The sequence below is a fragment of the Streptomyces albus subsp. chlorinus genome (genome assembly GCF_013302895.1).
GTDB lineage: Bacteria > Actinomycetota > Actinomycetes > Streptomycetales > Streptomycetaceae > Streptomyces > Streptomyces chlorinus.
This window is the reverse complement of record NZ_VJOK01000001.1, coordinates 5,188,557-5,204,457: the sequence shown is the minus strand read 5'-3', so window position 1 is coordinate 5,204,457 and position 15,901 is coordinate 5,188,557. Positions and strand designations below refer to the sequence as shown.

Annotated in this window: 9 protein-coding genes; 6 read left to right on the top strand and 3 right to left on the bottom strand. The window is 72.1% G+C overall.

Features of this window, described 5'->3' with window-relative positions; translation table 11 throughout:
• The first annotated feature begins 159 nt into the window (after positions 1 to 159).
• The gene (locus FM076_RS22850) at positions 160 to 1,086 is read left to right on the top strand and encodes a lysozyme (RefSeq protein ID WP_173872832.1); all 927 of its coding nucleotides are present in this window, start codon (positions 160 to 162) and stop codon (positions 1,084 to 1,086) included.
• A gap of 302 nt (positions 1,087 to 1,388) precedes the next feature.
• Here FM076_RS22850 and lon read toward each other — a convergent pair whose 3' ends face one another.
• Positions 1,389 to 3,854, bottom strand: a complete 2,466-nt coding sequence (gene lon, locus FM076_RS22845) for an endopeptidase La (RefSeq protein ID WP_173872831.1) — start codon at positions 3,852 to 3,854, stop codon at positions 1,389 to 1,391.
• Between the two features lie 457 nt (positions 3,855 to 4,311).
• On the opposite strand from lon, the gene FM076_RS22840 reads away from it, so the two are divergent.
• From FM076_RS22840 to FM076_RS22820, 5 genes are all read left to right on the top strand, one after another.
• On the top strand, positions 4,312 to 4,848 hold the full coding sequence (locus FM076_RS22840) for a GNAT family N-acetyltransferase (protein WP_173872830.1): 537 nt from the start codon (positions 4,312 to 4,314) through the stop codon (positions 4,846 to 4,848).
• A gap of 103 nt (positions 4,849 to 4,951) precedes the next feature.
• Complete coding sequence (locus FM076_RS22835; protein ID WP_173872829.1) at positions 4,952 to 5,653, top strand: spermidine synthase; 702 nt, start codon at positions 4,952 to 4,954, stop codon at positions 5,651 to 5,653.
• 70 nt (positions 5,654 to 5,723) lie between these two features.
• Positions 5,724 to 6,518 carry a response regulator transcription factor gene (locus tag FM076_RS22830; RefSeq protein ID WP_173872828.1) on the top strand — a complete coding sequence of 265 codons (795 nt, stop codon included), beginning with the start codon at positions 5,724 to 5,726 and terminating at the stop codon, positions 6,516 to 6,518.
• Positions 6,519 to 6,603: 85 nt separating this feature from the next.
• Complete coding sequence (locus FM076_RS22825) at positions 6,604 to 7,737, top strand: ATP-binding protein (RefSeq protein ID WP_173872827.1); 1,134 nt, start codon at positions 6,604 to 6,606, stop codon at positions 7,735 to 7,737.
• A 225-nt stretch (positions 7,738 to 7,962) separates the two neighbouring features.
• Positions 7,963 to 11,817, top strand: a complete 3,855-nt coding sequence (locus tag FM076_RS22820) for a multifunctional oxoglutarate decarboxylase/oxoglutarate dehydrogenase thiamine pyrophosphate-binding subunit/dihydrolipoyllysine-residue succinyltransferase subunit (RefSeq protein WP_173872826.1) — start codon at positions 7,963 to 7,965, stop codon at positions 11,815 to 11,817.
• An 88-nt stretch (positions 11,818 to 11,905) separates the two neighbouring features.
• Here FM076_RS22820 and fxsT read toward each other — a convergent pair whose 3' ends face one another.
• Both fxsT and FM076_RS22810 read right to left on the bottom strand, forming a co-directional pair.
• Positions 11,906 to 14,926, bottom strand: a complete 3,021-nt coding sequence (fxsT, locus tag FM076_RS22815; RefSeq protein ID WP_173872825.1) for an FxSxx-COOH system tetratricopeptide repeat protein — start codon at positions 14,924 to 14,926, stop codon at positions 11,906 to 11,908.
• A 63-nt stretch (positions 14,927 to 14,989) separates the two neighbouring features.
• Positions 14,990 to 15,901: aKG-HExxH-type peptide beta-hydroxylase (locus FM076_RS22810; protein WP_173872824.1), on the bottom strand; the 912-nt coding region annotated here is incomplete at its 5' end.

Below are 15,901 nucleotides of genomic sequence, written 5' to 3'. Positions count from 1 at the left end.
GTCTTCCGCCTGACCGGTCTACGCGCGTACTTTTCAAATATGACATGCCCACACCAGTGGCATGCCCCCCCTTGCGCGCGTCGCACCACAAAACCCCCCACATCGGTAAATACTACGTACGTACCAGACACCCCCACCACAGAGGCTCCGGAGGCAGCGATGCCCAGCTTCAGATCCGGTACGACCCGTCGCAGACGCGGACTCGCGGCTGCCCTCGGGATGTTCGTCTCCCTTCTCGCGCTCGTCCTCGCCCTTCCGGGCGCGGCGTCGGCGGTCCCTGACGACGAGGGAGCGAGCAAGAAGGCGGCCACGGCCGCGAAGGACACCGCGGGCCTGCGCGGCAACCCCCAGGCGCCCGCCAAGCGCGGCGAGGCATGGATGGGCTCGGGCGTCCAGCAGCACGAGCACGACGGGACCGACGGGACCCCGCCCGACCGGAACCGCGCGGGCCTGGCCGCGACGGTCCACGGCGTGGACGTCAGCAGCCACCAGGGCAACGTGGCCTGGTCGACCCTGTGGAACAGCGGGGTCCGTTTCGCCTATGTGAAGGCGACCGAGTCCACCAACTACAAGAACCCGTACTTCACACAGCAGTACAACGGTTCGTACAACGTGGGCATGATCCGGGGCGCGTACCACTTCGCGACGCCCAACACCTCCAGCGGCGCCACGCAGGCCAACTACTTCGCCGGCAACGGCGGCGGCTGGAGCAAGGACGGAAAGACGCTGCCGGGCGTGCTCGACATCGAGTACAACCCCTACGGCGCGACCTGCTACGGGCTCAGCCAGAGCGCGATGGTCAACTGGATCCGGGACTTCGTCAGCACGTACAAGGCCAGGACCGGGCGCGACGCCGTCATCTACACCACCACCAACTGGTGGACCCAGTGCACCGGCAACAGCAGCGCCTTCGGCAACAGCAACCCGCTGTGGATCGCCCGGTACGCCTCCTCGCCGGGCACCCTCCCGGCCGGCTGGGGCTTCTACACCTTCTGGCAGTACACCTCCAGCGGCCCGACCGTGGGCGACCACAACTACTTCAACGGCTCGATGGACCGCTTGAAGGTTCTGGCCAACGGCGGCTGAGGCAGCCACACCCCCGGCCGGGGGCGTGGAGGTCGCCCCCCACACGGCACAGCAACGGCTCGATGGACCGCTTGAAGGTCCTGGCCAACGGCGGCTGAGGCAGTCCCAGGCCATGGCCAACGGCGGCTGAGGCGCCGACACCGCGGCGGTCACGTCCGCGGGCCCGCCCGCCGACCTCCTGTCCGCGCGGGTGCCCGTCCCAGGGGGCGAGGCCGCCGGACGCGTCGTGCTCATGCTCACTCGCGCTCATGCGAGAGTGGCCCCCGCCCGGGCGGGGGCCACTCCCTTGCCGGCCGCGTCCGTCACGCCGCGACCGGCGCCTCACGGGCCGGCGTCTGCGCGGGTGTCAGGGCCAGCTCCAGCACCTGGCGGACGTCCGAGACCGGGTGCACGTCGAGGCGGTCGAGCACCTCCTCGGGCACGTCGTCCAGGTCGGGTTCGTTCCGCTTGGGGATGATCACCGTGGTGACCCCTGCGCGGTGCGCCGCCAGGAGCTTCTGCTTGACGCCGCCGATGGGCAGCACCCGCCCCGTCAGGGAGACCTCGCCGGTCATCGCCACCTCGGGCCGCACCTGGCGTCCGCTCAGCAGCGAGGCCAGGGCGGTGGTCATGGTGATGCCGGCGCTGGGCCCGTCCTTGGGCACGGCACCCGCGGGGACGTGCAGGTGGATGCCGCGCTCCTTCAGGTCGCCGACCGGAAGTTCCAGCTCCGCGCCGCGCGAGCGCAGGTAGGACAGGGCGATGTGCGCGGACTCCTTCATCACGTCGCCCAGCTGGCCGGTCAGGGTGAGCCCGGAGGCGCCCGTCTCGGGGTCGGCCAGGGACGCCTCGACGAAGAGCACGTCGCCGCCCGCGCCGGTGACGGCCAGCCCGGTGGCGACGCCCGGCACGGCGGTGCGGCGCTCGGCCGGGTCCTGGGCGGCCTCCGGGGTGTGCCGGGGGCGGCCGATCAGGTCGCGCAACTGGTCCACCCCTACGGTGGCGGGCAGTTCCGTCTCGCCCAGCTGCTGCTTGGCCGCGATCTTGCGCAGCACCCGCTGGACGGAGCGCTCCAGGGAGCGCACGCCGGCCTCGCGCGTGTACTCGGCGGCGAGCTTGCGCAGTGCCGCCTCGTCGAAGACGACCTCTCCGCTCTCCAGCCCGGCGCGCTCCAGCTGCCGGGGCAGCAGGTGGTCGCGGGCGATGGTGACCTTCTCGTCCTCGGTGTAGCCGTCGAGTTCGACGACCTCCATCCGGTCCAGCAGCGGCTGCGGGACGGCCTCCAGGACGTTGGCGGTGGCCAGGAAGACGACGTCGGAGAGGTCCAGCTCGACCTCCAGGTAGTGGTCCCGGAAGGTGTGGTTCTGCGCCGGGTCCAGGACCTCCAGCAGGGCGGCGGCCGGGTCGCCGCGGAAGTCGGAGCCGACCTTGTCGATCTCGTCCAGGAGCACGACCGGGTTCATCGAGCCGGCTTCCTTGACGGCCCGGACGATGCGGCCGGGCTGGGCGCCGACGTAGGTGCGGCGGTGGCCGCGGATCTCGGCCTCGTCCCGTACGCCGCCGAGCGCGACGCGGACGAACTTCCGCCCCATCGCGCGGGCCACGGACTCGCCCAGCGAGGTCTTGCCGACGCCGGGCGGGCCGGTCAGCGCCAGCACCGCTCCCCCGCGCCGTCCGCCGACGACCCCGAGACCGCGCTCGGCGCGCCGCTTGCGCACGGCCAGGTACTCGGTGATGCGCTCCTTGACGTCCTCCAGGCCGGCGTGGTCGGCGTCCAGCACGGCCCGCGCGCCGGTGATGTCGTACGCGTCCTCCGTACGGGTGTTCCACGGCATCTCCAGCACCGTGTCCAGCCAGGTGCGGATCCAGCTGCCCTCGGGCGACTGGTCGCTGGAGCGCTCCAGCTTGTCGACCTCCTTGAGGGCGGCCTTCTTGACGTCGTCGGGCAGGTCGGCGGCCTCCACGCGGGCCCGGTAGTCCTCGCTCTCGTCCTCCGGGTCGCCGTTGAGTTCGGCCAGCTCCTTGCGGACGGCCTCCAGCTGGCGGCGCAGCAGGAACTCCCGCTGCTGCTTGTCCACGCCTTCCTGGACGTCCTTGGCGATGGCCTCGGCCACGTCCTGCTCGGCCAGGTGGTCGCGGAGCGCGTTGATGGCCAGCTTGAGGCGCTCCACGGGGTCGACGGTCCTGAGCAGCTGGAGCTTCTGCTCGGTGGACAGGAAGGGGGAGTAGCCGGCGTTGTCGGCCAGCTGGCTCACGTCGTCGATCTGCTGGACGCGGTCGACGACCTGCCAGGCGCCGCGCTTGCGCAGCCAGTCGGTGATGAGGGCCTTGTACTCCCTCATCTGCTCGGTGACCTGGCCGGGCAAGGGGTCGGGCACGCTCTCGTCGACCGGGGAGCCCTCCACCCACAGGGCGGCGCCCGGGCCGGTGGTGCCCGTGCCGACGCGGACCCGGCGCAGGCCGCGGATCAGCGCGCCGGGGTCGCCGTCGGCGAGCCGTCCGATCTGCTCCACCCGGCCCTCGACGCCGATCTCGGCGTAGGTGCCCTCCACGCGCGGGACCAGCAGCACCCGCGGCTTCTCCGGCGTCTTGTCCGGTGCCGCGGACCCCTGCGCGGAGCCGTCCGGCGCGTTGGAGGCCGCCGACTTCGCAGCGTCCACCGCCGCTCTCACATCGCTGTCCGAGAGGTCCAGCGGCACCACCATTCCCGGCAGGACGACGCCGTCCTCGGCGTCGATCGGCAGCACGGGCAGGGCGAGCGGGGCGGACCCGGTGGACTCAGCAGCCATGATCTCTCCCTAGGCAGGCAAGTTGAGTAGTACCCACTCAATGCTTTTGATGCTCTGTATGTTCCCCTGGCTCCGGGAGAGTTGTTCGCTGTGAGCGATCACAGGCCGCGCGGACGGGATGACCGGGCGAGGAGCCCCGCGAAGCACACAGCCGCCGGCGCCGCCGGACTGTTCCCGCCGACCGGCGCCGAGCACTCGCCGGGTGCGCAGGCGCCCTCCCGTCGCACACGGACAGTGACCATCGTGGGCCTGTCACGCGACGGCCGCTGCTACGATCACACCGCGCGGGACCGCGCCCGCGGTGCGACCAGGGAGGTTGATGAATATGGCCCGGCAGGCCCGACGTCAGCATGCCCGCATCCGAATCGCCCGAGCGCGGTAGAGCGCGCCCCCACGCAGCGCACGAAGCGGTCGGGGCGATCCGGTCCTCCACCACGGAATCGCCCTGGAGCACTCTGTGTCATCGTTCACCCCCAGCGGAACCGACCTGGTCACCGCCCGCCTCGTCCTGCGGTCCTGGACGCCCTCCGAACTGGCCGCCGTCGCCACCGCGGGCGACGCGGGCCAAGGCCCCTTCCGGCCCGCGCACTGGGCCGAGGACTTCCCGGCGGAGGGCGACATCGTCATCGCGCGCTTCCTGGCCGAGCACGCCGAGGGCGGGCGGAACGCGTTCGGCCACCGGCTCGTCATCGAGCGGGAGAGCGGACTGCTGGTCGGCTCGGCCGGGCTCTTCCGGTCCCCGGCCGAGGGCACCGCCGAGATCGGCTACGGGATCGTGCCCTCCCGGCGCGGCCGCGGCTACGCGTCCGAGGCGGCCCGCGCGCTCCTGGAGCACGCGCTTGCCTGGCCCCACGTGCACACCGTCAGCGCCGAGGTGGAGGTCGCCAACCCCGCCTCGGTCCGCGTCCTGGAGAAGGCGGGGCTGCGGCGCCGGAGCGTCAGCGAGGACGGCACCCGCGCCCACTACCGCACCAGCGGCCCGGAAGGCCGGTAGGACTCGCCGGGCAGCCCCACCAGGCTCCCCGCCGGACCCGCGGCCCCCTGGGCGGGGAGGAATTCCTCCCCGCCCAGGGGGCCGGCCGTCCTACCCTGCGTCCATGCCGAATCCCGTCACGTCAGCCGCCGACGGCACACCGGTCACGCTCGAGCGCCGTACGGGCCCCTACGGCGAGGTCGTGCTGCGGCGGCGCGGTCCGCACTTCGAGATCATCGCCAACGGCTGCTTCCTGATGGACACCTCCGACGGCCGCTCCGAGCGGCTGCTGGTCCGGGCGGCGCTGGCCGAACTGGGCACACGGGAGCGGCCTCGGCTGCTGGTCGGCGGCCTCGGGGCCGGCTTCTCGCTGGCCGAGGCCGCCGCCGAGCGGCGCTGGGGGCGTATCACCGTGGTCGAGCGCGAGCCGGCGATCCTCGACTGGCACCGGGAGGGACCGCTGTCCGCCATCACGCGGACGGCGCTGGCCGACGCGCGCACCGAGCTGGTGCGCGCCGACCTGGTGGAGTACGTACGCGAGGCGGCGGGCGCCGGGCCGCGCTTCGACGCGCTGTGCCTGGACATCGACAACGGCCCCGGCTGGACCGTCACCGACGGCAACTCCTCGCTCTACTCCCCCGCCGGTCTGGCCGCGTGCCGCGCGGCCCTGGCACCGGGCGGCGTGCTCGCCGTCTGGTCGGCGCAGCCGTCGCCCGCATTCGAACGATCACTGTGGAATGCGGGGTTCTGCCGCGTTCGGACGGATGAGATCCCGGTCGCCCGAGGCGTCCCCGACGTGGTCCACTTCGCAGCCCGACCGGCGTAGCCGAGGCGTCCGAGCGGCCCTTACGCTGCTGTCCCAAGAAAGCCGGAAGAGCCATCAGGGGCGGGGTCGCATGGACCAGAAGAACACCACTCAGACAGCTGGCGGAGCCGTCGCCGCGACCACCCCTGGCGCCCAGCGGCGCATCCTCGTCGTCGAGGACGACCCCACCATCGTCGACGCGATAGCGCGGCGGCTGCGCGCCGAGGGCTTCCAGGTGCAGACGGCGGGCGACGGCCCGGCGGCCGTGGACACCGCGGAGGCGTGGCAGCCCGACCTGCTGGTGCTCGATGTGATGCTGCCCGGGTTCGACGGGCTGGAGGTGTGCCGCCGGGTGCAGGCGCAGCGCCCGGTGCCGGTGCTCATGCTCACCGCGCGCGACGACGAGACGGACATGCTGGTCGGCCTCGGTGTGGGCGCCGACGACTACATGACCAAGCCGTTCTCCATGCGGGAGGTCGCCGCCCGGGTGCACGTGCTGCTGCGCCGGGTGGAGCGGGCCACGCAGGCCGCCAACACGCCGCGCAGCGGCATACTCAGGCTCGGCGAGCTGGAGATCGACCACGCGCAGCGGCGCGTCCGCGTCGGCGGCGAGGACGTGCACCTGACCCCCACCGAGTTCGACCTGCTGGTCTGCCTGGCGCACTCCCCCCGCGCGGTGCTCTCCCGTGAGCAGCTGCTGGCCGAGGTGTGGGACTGGGCCGACGCCTCGGGGACCCGCACCGTGGACAGCCACATCAAGGCCCTGCGCCGCAAGATCGGCGCCGAGCGCATCCGCACGGTGCACGGTGTCGGGTACGCGCTGGAGACCCCCGGCCCGGACGGCGCGCCCGCGCCGGTGACGGGCGCCGCCACGGAGAGTTCCTGACGGCCCGGGGGGACGGAGCGAGGTGTCCACCGCGGTGACCGACCCGTCCGGCTCTCCCGGCCGGTCCACTCCCCTGATCCGGTCCATGAACCGCTGGAAGCGGTCGGCGGTGCGGCTCGCCGCCCACTGGTGGGAACGCCTGTGGGAGGGGCTGCGCCCGCTCGACCCCTACCGGTCGGTCAAGGCGGCGCTGGGCGCGCTGGTGATCGTCTCGGTGGTGATCACCACCCTGCTGGCCCTGTTCGCCATGCAGTCCGCGACCGAGCTGCGGGTGATCACGATCATCTCGATCGTCGCCTCGCTGCTGATCACCCAGTTCGTGGCGCAGTCGCTGACGGCGCCGCTGGACGAGATGACGGACGCGGCCAAGGCGATGGCGGGGGGTGACTACTCCCGCCGGGTGCGTGGCGGGCGGCGGGACGAGTTCGGGGAGCTGGCGGAGAACTTCAACCGGATGGCCGCCGACCTCCAGGCCGTCGACGAGCACCGCAAGGAGCTGGTCGCCAACGTCTCGCACGAGCTGCGCACGCCGATCGCCGCGCTGCGGGCGGTGCTGGAGAACGTCGTGGACGGGGTCTCGGACGCCGACCCGGAGACCATGCGCACCGCGCTCCAGCAGACCGAGCGGCTCGGCCGCCTGGTGGACCACCTGCTGGACCTCTCCCGGCTGGACAACGGGGTGGTGCCGCTGCACTCGCGGCGCTTCGAGGTCTGGCCGTACCTGGCGGGGGTCCTCAAGGAGGCCAACATGAGCAAGGGCTCGGGACACGCCCGCAAGGACGTCCACCTGCACCTGGATGTCTCACCGCCCGAGCTGATGGCCTACGCGGACCCCGAACGGCTGCACCAGGTGGTCGCCAATCTGATCGACAACGCCGTCAAGCACAGCCCGCAGCACGGCCGGGTCACGGTCAGGGCCCGGCCGGGCGAGGCGGGCGGCGGCGGGGGTGAGGGCAGCTTGGAGGTGGAGGTGCTGGACGAGGGGCCGGGCATCCCGGTCTCGGAGCGGCAGCGGGTCTTCGACCGGTTCAACGGCACCCACAGCCACGAGACGGCCAAGGGCGGCCAGAGCGTCAGTCCGGGCGGCGGCACGGGGCTGGGGCTGGCCATCGCCCGCTGGGCGGTGGAGCTGCACGGCGGGACGATCCGGGTGGCCGAATCCCCGCGGGGTTGCCGGATACAGCTCACTCTTCCGGGGGCAAGGGGACCGCAGGGTTGACGTACCCTCGCGGGTGGGGACGCGTGGACGCGGAACAAGGGGTGTCCGGTTCCACTCCGGGGACGAAACCGTGAGTGATTCCCGCCAAATCTTGCCCCGAAACCGCCCCCGCGATGTGACGTACGTGACCAAGGGGCGGCCCGGACTCCACCTCGCGGCCGGAGAGGCGTAGCCTTTATTTCCGCTGTCCACCACCTAAGGAAGCGGAAGAGGGCGGTTGCCGCCGTGTCGTCACAGTCCCCCAACAGCTCATCGAGCACCTCTACGGAACGGAAGGACGGACAGGGCAAGGACCCTGCTCCGGCGTTCGGGCCGAACGAGTGGCTCGTCGACGAGATCTACCAGCAGTACCTCCAGGACCCGAACTCGGTAGACCGAGCCTGGTGGGACTTCTTCGCTGACTATCAGCCGGAGTCCGCCGACGGGGCCTCGGCGCCGGACGGCGCGGGAACCCCCCGGGACACCTCCCCGGCGCCCGCGAAGACGGCGCCGCAGGCAGCGAGCGCGCCCGCGCAGCCCGCGCAGGCCAGTGCCCCGGCTCCGGCCGCCGCGCCGGCCCGGCCGCAGGCCGAGCCCGCCCAGCCGCCGAAGGCCCAGCCGAAGCCGGCCGAGCCGAAGCCGGCCGCCAAGCAGCCCGCCCAGGCGGGCGGCGCGAAGGCCGCGGGCAAGGCGGACGAGGGCGCGCAGGCCGCCGAGGGCCCGGAGTACGTGGCGCTGCGCGGTCCGTCCGCGGCCGTCGCCAAGAACATGAACGCCTCGCTGGAGCTGCCCACGGCCACGTCCGTGCGCGCGGTCCCGGTGAAGCTGCTGTTCGACAACCGCATCGTCATCAACAACCACCTCAAGCGCGCCCGGGGCGGGAAGGTCTCCTTCACCCACCTCATCGGCTACGCGATGGTGCAGGCGCTCAAGGCGATGCCGTCGATGAACTACTCCTACACGGAGAAGGACGGCAAGCCCACCCTGGTCAAGCCGGACCACGTCAACCTGGGCCTGGCCATCGACCTGGTGAAGCCGAACGGCGAGCGCCAGCTGGTCGTCGCCGGCATCAAGAAGGCCGAGACGCTGACCTTCTTCGAGTTCTGGCAGGCGTACGAGGACATCGTGCGCCGCGCGAGGAACAACAAGCTGACGATGGAGGACTTCACCGGCGTCACCTGCTCGCTGACCAACCCCGGCGGCATCGGCACCGTCCACTCGGTGCCGCGTCTGATGCCCGGCCAGGGTCTGATCATGGGCGTCGGCGCGATGGAGTACCCGGCGGAGTTCCAGGGCACCTCGCAGGACACCCTCAACCGGCTCGGCGTCTCCAAGGTGATGACGCTGACCAGCACCTACGACCACCGCGTCATCCAGGGCGCGGCCTCGGGCGAGTTCCTGCGCAAGGTCTCGCAGCTGCTGCTGGGCGAGGACAACTTCTACGACGAGATCTTCCGCGCCCTGCGCATCCCGTACGAGCCCGTGCGCTGGATGCAGGACATCGACGCCTCGCACGACGACGACGTCACCAAGGCTGCCCGGGTCTTCGACCTGATCCACTCCTACCGGGTGCGCGGCCACATCATGGCCGACACCGACCCGCTGGAGTACAAGCAGCGCAAGCACCCCGACCTGGACATCACCGAGCACGGCCTCACCCTGTGGGACCTGGAGCGGGAGTTCGCGGTCGGCGGCTTCGCCGGCAAGTCCATGATGAAGCTGCGCGACATCCTGGGCGTGCTGCGTGACTCGTACTGCCGCACCACCGGCATCGAGTACATGCACATCCAGGACCCCAAGCAGCGCAAGTGGATCCAGGACCGGGTCGAGCGCCAGCACTCCAAGCCGGAGCGCGACGAGCAGCTGCGCATCCTGCGCCGGCTCAACGCGGCCGAGGCGTTCGAGACGTTCCTGCAGACCAAGTACGTGGGGCAGAAGCGCTTCTCGCTGGAGGGCGGCGAGTCCGTCATCCCGCTGCTGGACGCGGTCATCGACGCCGCCGCCGAGTCGCGGCTGGACGAGGCCGTCATCGGCATGGCCCACCGCGGCCGGCTCAACGTGCTGGCGAACATCGTGGGCAAGCCGTACGCGCAGATCTTCCGGGAGTTCGAGGGCAACCTCGACCCGAAGTCGATGCACGGCTCCGGCGACGTGAAGTACCACCTGGGTGCCGAGGGCGTCTTCACCGGCCTGGACGGCGAGCAGATCAAGGTCTCGCTCACCGCCAACCCCTCCCACCTGGAGGCCGTCGACCCGGTCGTGGAGGGCGTGGCACGCGCCAAGCAGGACATCATCGGCAAGGGCGGCACGGACTTCACCGTCCTGCCGATCGCGCTGCACGGCGACGCGGCCTTCGCGGGCCAGGGCGTGGTGGCCGAGACGCTGAACATGTCCCAGCTGCGCGGCTACCGCACCGGCGGGACGATCCACATCGTCATCAACAACCAGGTCGGCTACACCGCGCCGCCCGAGTCGGCACGCTCGTCGATGTACTCCACGGACGTGGCCCGGATGATCGAGGCCCCGATCCTGCACGTCAACGGCGACGACCCGGAGGCCGTGGTGCGCGCGGGCCGGCTGGCCTTCGAGTACCGGCAGGCGTTCAACAAGGACGTCGTCATCGACCTGATCTGCTACCGCCGGCGCGGGCACAACGAGACGGACAACCCCTCGTTCACCCAGCCGCTGATGTACCACCTGATCGACAAGAAGCGCTCGGTGCGCAAGCTGTACACCGAGTCGCTGATCGGGCGCGGCGACATCACCCTGGAGGAGGCGGAGCAGGCGCTCCAGGACTTCCAGGGCCAGCTGGAGAAGGTCTTCACCGAGGTCCGCGACGCGACGGCGCAGCCCGCCGCCGCCGAGGTCCCGGTGCCGCAGGCGGAGTTCCCGGTCTCCCTGGACACCGCGATCTCCCAGGAGGTCGTCAAGCGGATCGCCGAGTCGCAGGTCAACATCCCCGAGCGGATCACCGTCCACCCGCGTCTGCTGCCGCAGCTCCAGCGGCGCGCGCAGATGGTCGAGGACGACACGATCGACTGGGCGATGGGCGAGACCCTGGCCATCGGCTCGCTGCTGATGGAGGGCACGCCGGTGCGGCTGTCCGGCCAGGACTCGAGGCGCGGCACGTTCGGCCAGCGGCACGCGGTGCTGCTGGACCAGAACACCGGTGAGGACTACACCCCGCTGCTGTACCTCTCGGAGGACCAGGCCCGCTTCAACGTCTACGACTCGCTGCTGAGCGAGTACGCGGCGATGGGCTTCGAGTACGGCTACTCGCTGGCCCGGCCCGAGGCGCTGGTGATGTGGGAGGCGCAGTTCGGCGACTTCGCCAACGGCGCGCAGACGGTCATCGACGAGTTCATCTCCTCGGCCGAGCAGAAGTGGGCCCAGACCTCCGGTGTCACCCTGCTCCTGCCGCACGGCTACGAGGGCCAGGGCCCGGACCACTCCTCGGCCCGCATCGAGCGGTTCCTCCAGCTGTGCGCGCAGAACAGCATGACCGTGGCCATGCCGTCGCTGCCGTCGAACTACTTCCACCTGCTGCGCTGGCAGGTCCACAACCCGCACCACAAGCCGCTGGTCGTCTTCACCCCGAAGTCGATGCTGCGGATGAAGGCGGCGGCCTCCAGGACGGAGGAGTTCACCACCGGCGGCTTCCGCCCGGTCATCGGCGACACGCTCGTCGACAGCGGCCAGGTGGACCCGGCCGGCGTCCGCAAGGTCGTCTTCTGCTCCGGCAAGGTCTACTACGACCTGGACGCCGAGCGGACCAAGCGGGGCGCCAAGGACACCGCGATCATCCGGCTGGAGCGGCTCTACCCGCTGCCCGGCAAGGAGATCCAGGCCGAGATGGCGCGCTTCACCAACGCCGAGAAGTACGTCTGGGCGCAGGAGGAGCCGGCGAACCAGGGTGCGTGGCCGTTCATCGCGCTCAACCTGGTCGACCACCTCGACCTGATCATCGGGTCGGAGCCCGTCCCGAACGCGGACCGGCTGCGCCGCGTCTCCCGGCCGTCCTCGTCCTCGCCCGCCGTGGGCTCGGGCAAGCGGCACGCGGAGGAGCAGGCCAAGCTCATCCAGGACGTCTTCGAGATCTGAGGCGTCCGCCGCACAGCACACCGAGGGCCCCCGCCGCGACCGCGGCGGGGGCCCTCGCCCGTGTCCGGGCCGGCCCGGGTACGCGTCCTCAGCCCAGGTAGGGCTCGTAGTCCCAGTAGGGGCGGGTGCGCTGGCGGGCGGAGAGCGTGTGGTGGTGCTGGGCGCCCAGCGAGCGGGTGAGCCGCTCCAGCGCCTCGCTCTCCACCGCGCGGGCGTCCTCACGGCGGCGCATGGCCCGCAGGTCGATGGCGTGGGCGACCATGCAGGACAGCGTCAGCGGATGGTCCTCGCCCAGCACCCGGCGGCAGCGCTCCAGGGTGTCGCGGCTCAGCTCGAAGGCGTCCTCCAGCGCTTCGCCGAGGTGCCGTCCGCCGCTGGTGTTCAGCGCGCAGCCCAGGGTGGAGGGGTGGTCGGGGCCCAGCAGCGAGGTGAGCCCGGCCAGGGCCTGCTCGAACATGTTGAGGGCGCCGTCCCGCTCGCCCTCGGCCTGCAGGATGAGGCCCGCGTTGGACTGCATGGCGGTGGGGACCGGGTGCGCGGGGCCGAGCAGCCGCCGGAAGCCGTCCTCCGCCTCGGTCAGCAGCTCCCGGGCGAGGTCCAGATCGCCGTGCTCGCGCAGGAAGTTGCCGTAGTCGGTCATCAGCGCCAGGGTGGTGTAGTGGCCGCGGCTGTGCACCTGCTCCTGCTGTTCGAGCAGGACGGCCATGGCGGTGGCGATGTCCTGCCGCGGGGTGCCGGCCCGGCGCTGGCACAGCATCAGGTTGTGGCGGGCCAGCAGCGTCTGCGGGTGCTGGGCGCCCAGCACCTGGAGGTGCAGCCGCATGCCCAGCTCCTGGCGGGCCAGTGCCTCCTGGTAGCGGCCCATCAGCCGCAGGTCGCGGGCGCAGGCGTTGCCGGAGGCCAGCGTGTTGGGATGCCGGGCGCGCAGCACCTGCTCCCGCTTGCGGAGGGTGTCCAGGTCGGTGTCGTAGGCGTCCTCGTACCGGCCCAGCAGTCGCAGGCCGACGGCGAGATTGTGCTGGGCCAGCAGGCTCGTCCACTCCTCCGGCCCGTACAGCCGGCGGGCGACCTCGACGACCTGCTCCTGGAGCTGGAGCGCCTCGTCGTACTGGCCCAGCAGCCGCAGGTCGGAGGCCAGGCAGCTGGTGGCCTCCATGGCGGCCTCCTCGTAGGCGCCGTCCGCGTGCGGCATCGCGCGCAGCCGCTCCAGCCGCGCCGCGTCCAGGGCCTGGGCCTCGCGGAAGCGGCCGCCCTCGCGCAGCAGGTTGCCCTGGAGCGTGGTGAGGGTGAGCAGCGGCCGCGCCTCCGGGTTCAAGAACGCCTCCCAGTCGGCGCGGATGCTGGCGGCCAGCTCGGCACCCAGCGAGTACTCGCCGGAGGCGTAGCAGTACCGCAGGCAGTTGAGCAGCATCTCCTGGACGCGGCGCTCCTTGCTGGCGGGCGCGGAGGAGGCCAGCAGGTGCGGCACCAGCTCGGCGTAACGGCCCCACTGGCGGCTGTCGTTGGGGGCACTGGGGTCGGCCTCGACCAGCAGCCGGTGCACCACCTCGCGGACCACGTCGCTGTTGCGGCCCTGGGTGAGTTCGCTGATGACGCTGTGGACGACCTGGTGCATCTGCACCGAGTCGCTCTGGTCGGTGTCGCCGCCCTGCGGGGTACGGGCCTCACGGGTGATCACCGAGTAGTTGACCAGCGAGTCGAGGGCGCGGGCCCAGCCGGAGCGGTCGGTGGCGATCCAGCGCAGGTTCTCGGGGAGTTCGGCGGCCGGGATGCCACGGGCCAGCCCCAGCGGGATGCGGCCGGGCGCGAAGACGGCGCACAGGGAGAGCAGGTCCACCGCGCGGGGCTCGGACTTGCGCAGCTTGTTGAGCAGCATCGACCAGGAGGTCAGCGACGAGTACGGGTAGTCGTCCGGCATGGCCCCCGAGTCCAGCCGGGTCAGCCCCACGCCGCGCACCATCCGCAGGTACTCGGGGACCTCCATGCCCTCCTCGCCCAGCCAGGAGGCGGCCTGGGCGAGCTGCAGCGGCAGGTCCTGGAACTCGCCGGCCACCTGGTCGGCCTGCTCGGCGGTGATGTGCGGGGCCCGGCGCATCAGATAGCCGGTGGACTCGGCCCTGCGGAAGGCGGAGATCTGCTTGATGTCGGTGGTGGCGCGCCAGCTCTTGTTGCGGGAGGTGATCAGCACATGGCCGCTGCCGCCGTGCGGAAGGTAGGTGGCGGCCTCCTCGGGGTCCTCCCAGCCGTCGAAGACCAGCAGCCAGCGGCCGGACGGCTCGTTCTTGCGCAGCGCCTCCCGCACGGCACGGACCCGTTCGCCGATCTCGCCCGAGCGGTCGAGCCCGAGTTCGACGGCGAGCTGGCCGTAGGTGTCGCGCTGGGTGTTGCGCTGGTCGCAGCTGACCCACCAGACGATGTCGTAGTCGGGCGCGAAGCGGTGGGCGTACTCGGCGGCGATCTGCGTCTTGCCGATGCCCGCCATGCCGACGAGGGTGCACACGGCGGCCCCGTGCTCGGCGTCCGTCAGCCGCTGCTGGAGCTCGTTGAGGATCACGTCCCGGCCGGTGAAGCGGGAGTTGCGGCGGGGCACCTCGCCCCAGATGTCGGGCGGGTCGTTGGGGTAGCGGCTGGCGAAGCCGGGCTGCGGGACGGGGACGCGGCGCGGGCGCAGCCCCAGCCGGTTGAGCAGCCGCCGCTCGGCCTCCTCCTCGCCGATGCCCCACAGGTTGACCGGCTCCAGCACAGCCGTGGCCGGGAGGAGTTCGCGGTTGGTGAGGTTGACGGCGGCGAACCGCTCGGCGTGCGCGGCGACATAGCCGCGCAGCACGGCGTTCCAGTCCGCCTCGGTGCGCGGGCCCAGTTGCAGGAACACGTCGCTGAGTACCAGCAGCACCCGCCCCGAGGCCAACTGGAGGTCGCCCAGCGCCTCTTCCAGCGGCTGCTCGCGGTCCGGGTCCCAGCGCTGGAGCGTGGTGCGGTGCCCGTGGCTCTCCAGGCGGTGCGCGATCCAGTTGCCCCAGGCGCGGTGGTAGCCGGGAAAGACCACCACGAAGTGCTCGGACTCGCCCCGGGGCGGGGCGCCCCGAGCCGGTTCCCGCTGAGCGACCATGCCTGCGTTCTCCCTCGTCCAGCAGCCGTCGTCACCCCCGGGAGGGCGACCTGTACGGCGAGATTACCCAAAGTGACCTGGTGTGAGCGTGTCGGCGGGCTGCCGAGCGCCGTGGCGGGCGCTCCGCCCGCCCGACGGGCCCAGCCGCGCGTGCCGACGGCGCATCCCCTCCACGAACTCTGTGCCCTCGCGGGTCAGTTGGCCAGAGCCCAGAAGGAGGAAAAGGGCGTGGTCGACCTGGGTGGCGAAGTCCTCCGCTCGGCGCCGTGCGGCCGCACGCTCGGCGGGGGTGGCCGAGGCGCGGCGGGCGAGCCGGTCCCACAGGTCGGCGAGGGCCAGATGCGCGTAGGTGCCCTGCACTACGGCGCCCAGCGGCCTGGGGTCGCTGCGCCAGCCGACGCGGAAGACGGCGGCCTCCTGGCCGTCGGCCCCGTGGTCGAGGTGTACGACGCCGCCGAGCACGGCCAGTTTGCTGTGCTGCACCTCGTGGACGAGGACCTCCGCCATCTCCTCCGGAGTCTGCGGAAGCGTCGTCAGTACCGCCCAGGGTGCGGCCAGGCGGGTGGCGCTGGCACGCCCGTCCGGCTTCCACAGGACGGGCACGAGGGCCCGCACCAGGCCGGTGACCTCGGCGGCGCGCTCGGGATCGGCCTCCCGCAGCAGCGCCAGGGCACGCGTCCACAGCCCCTGCCACACCCTCGCCTCGCCGTCCGCGGTCAGGGTGGCCGGCCGCAGCCCGGCGAGACCCTCGCGGCCCTCCTCGTACGCCAGGTGCGGGTCGTGGTCGTCGAGCACGGCGGGGCCGCCGGGCAGGGTGCGCAGCGGTCGCCAGGAGCTGCCGGGGAGCGGTTCGTGCCCCAGCAGCGCGGCGCGCGGCACCACCGTCTCCCGGCCGCCCTCCGGGACGAGCAGCAGCCGGCCGCCCGCGGCCTCGACGCGCACCCGGGGCGCCGGGGTGGTCAGCGAGCCGAGGCC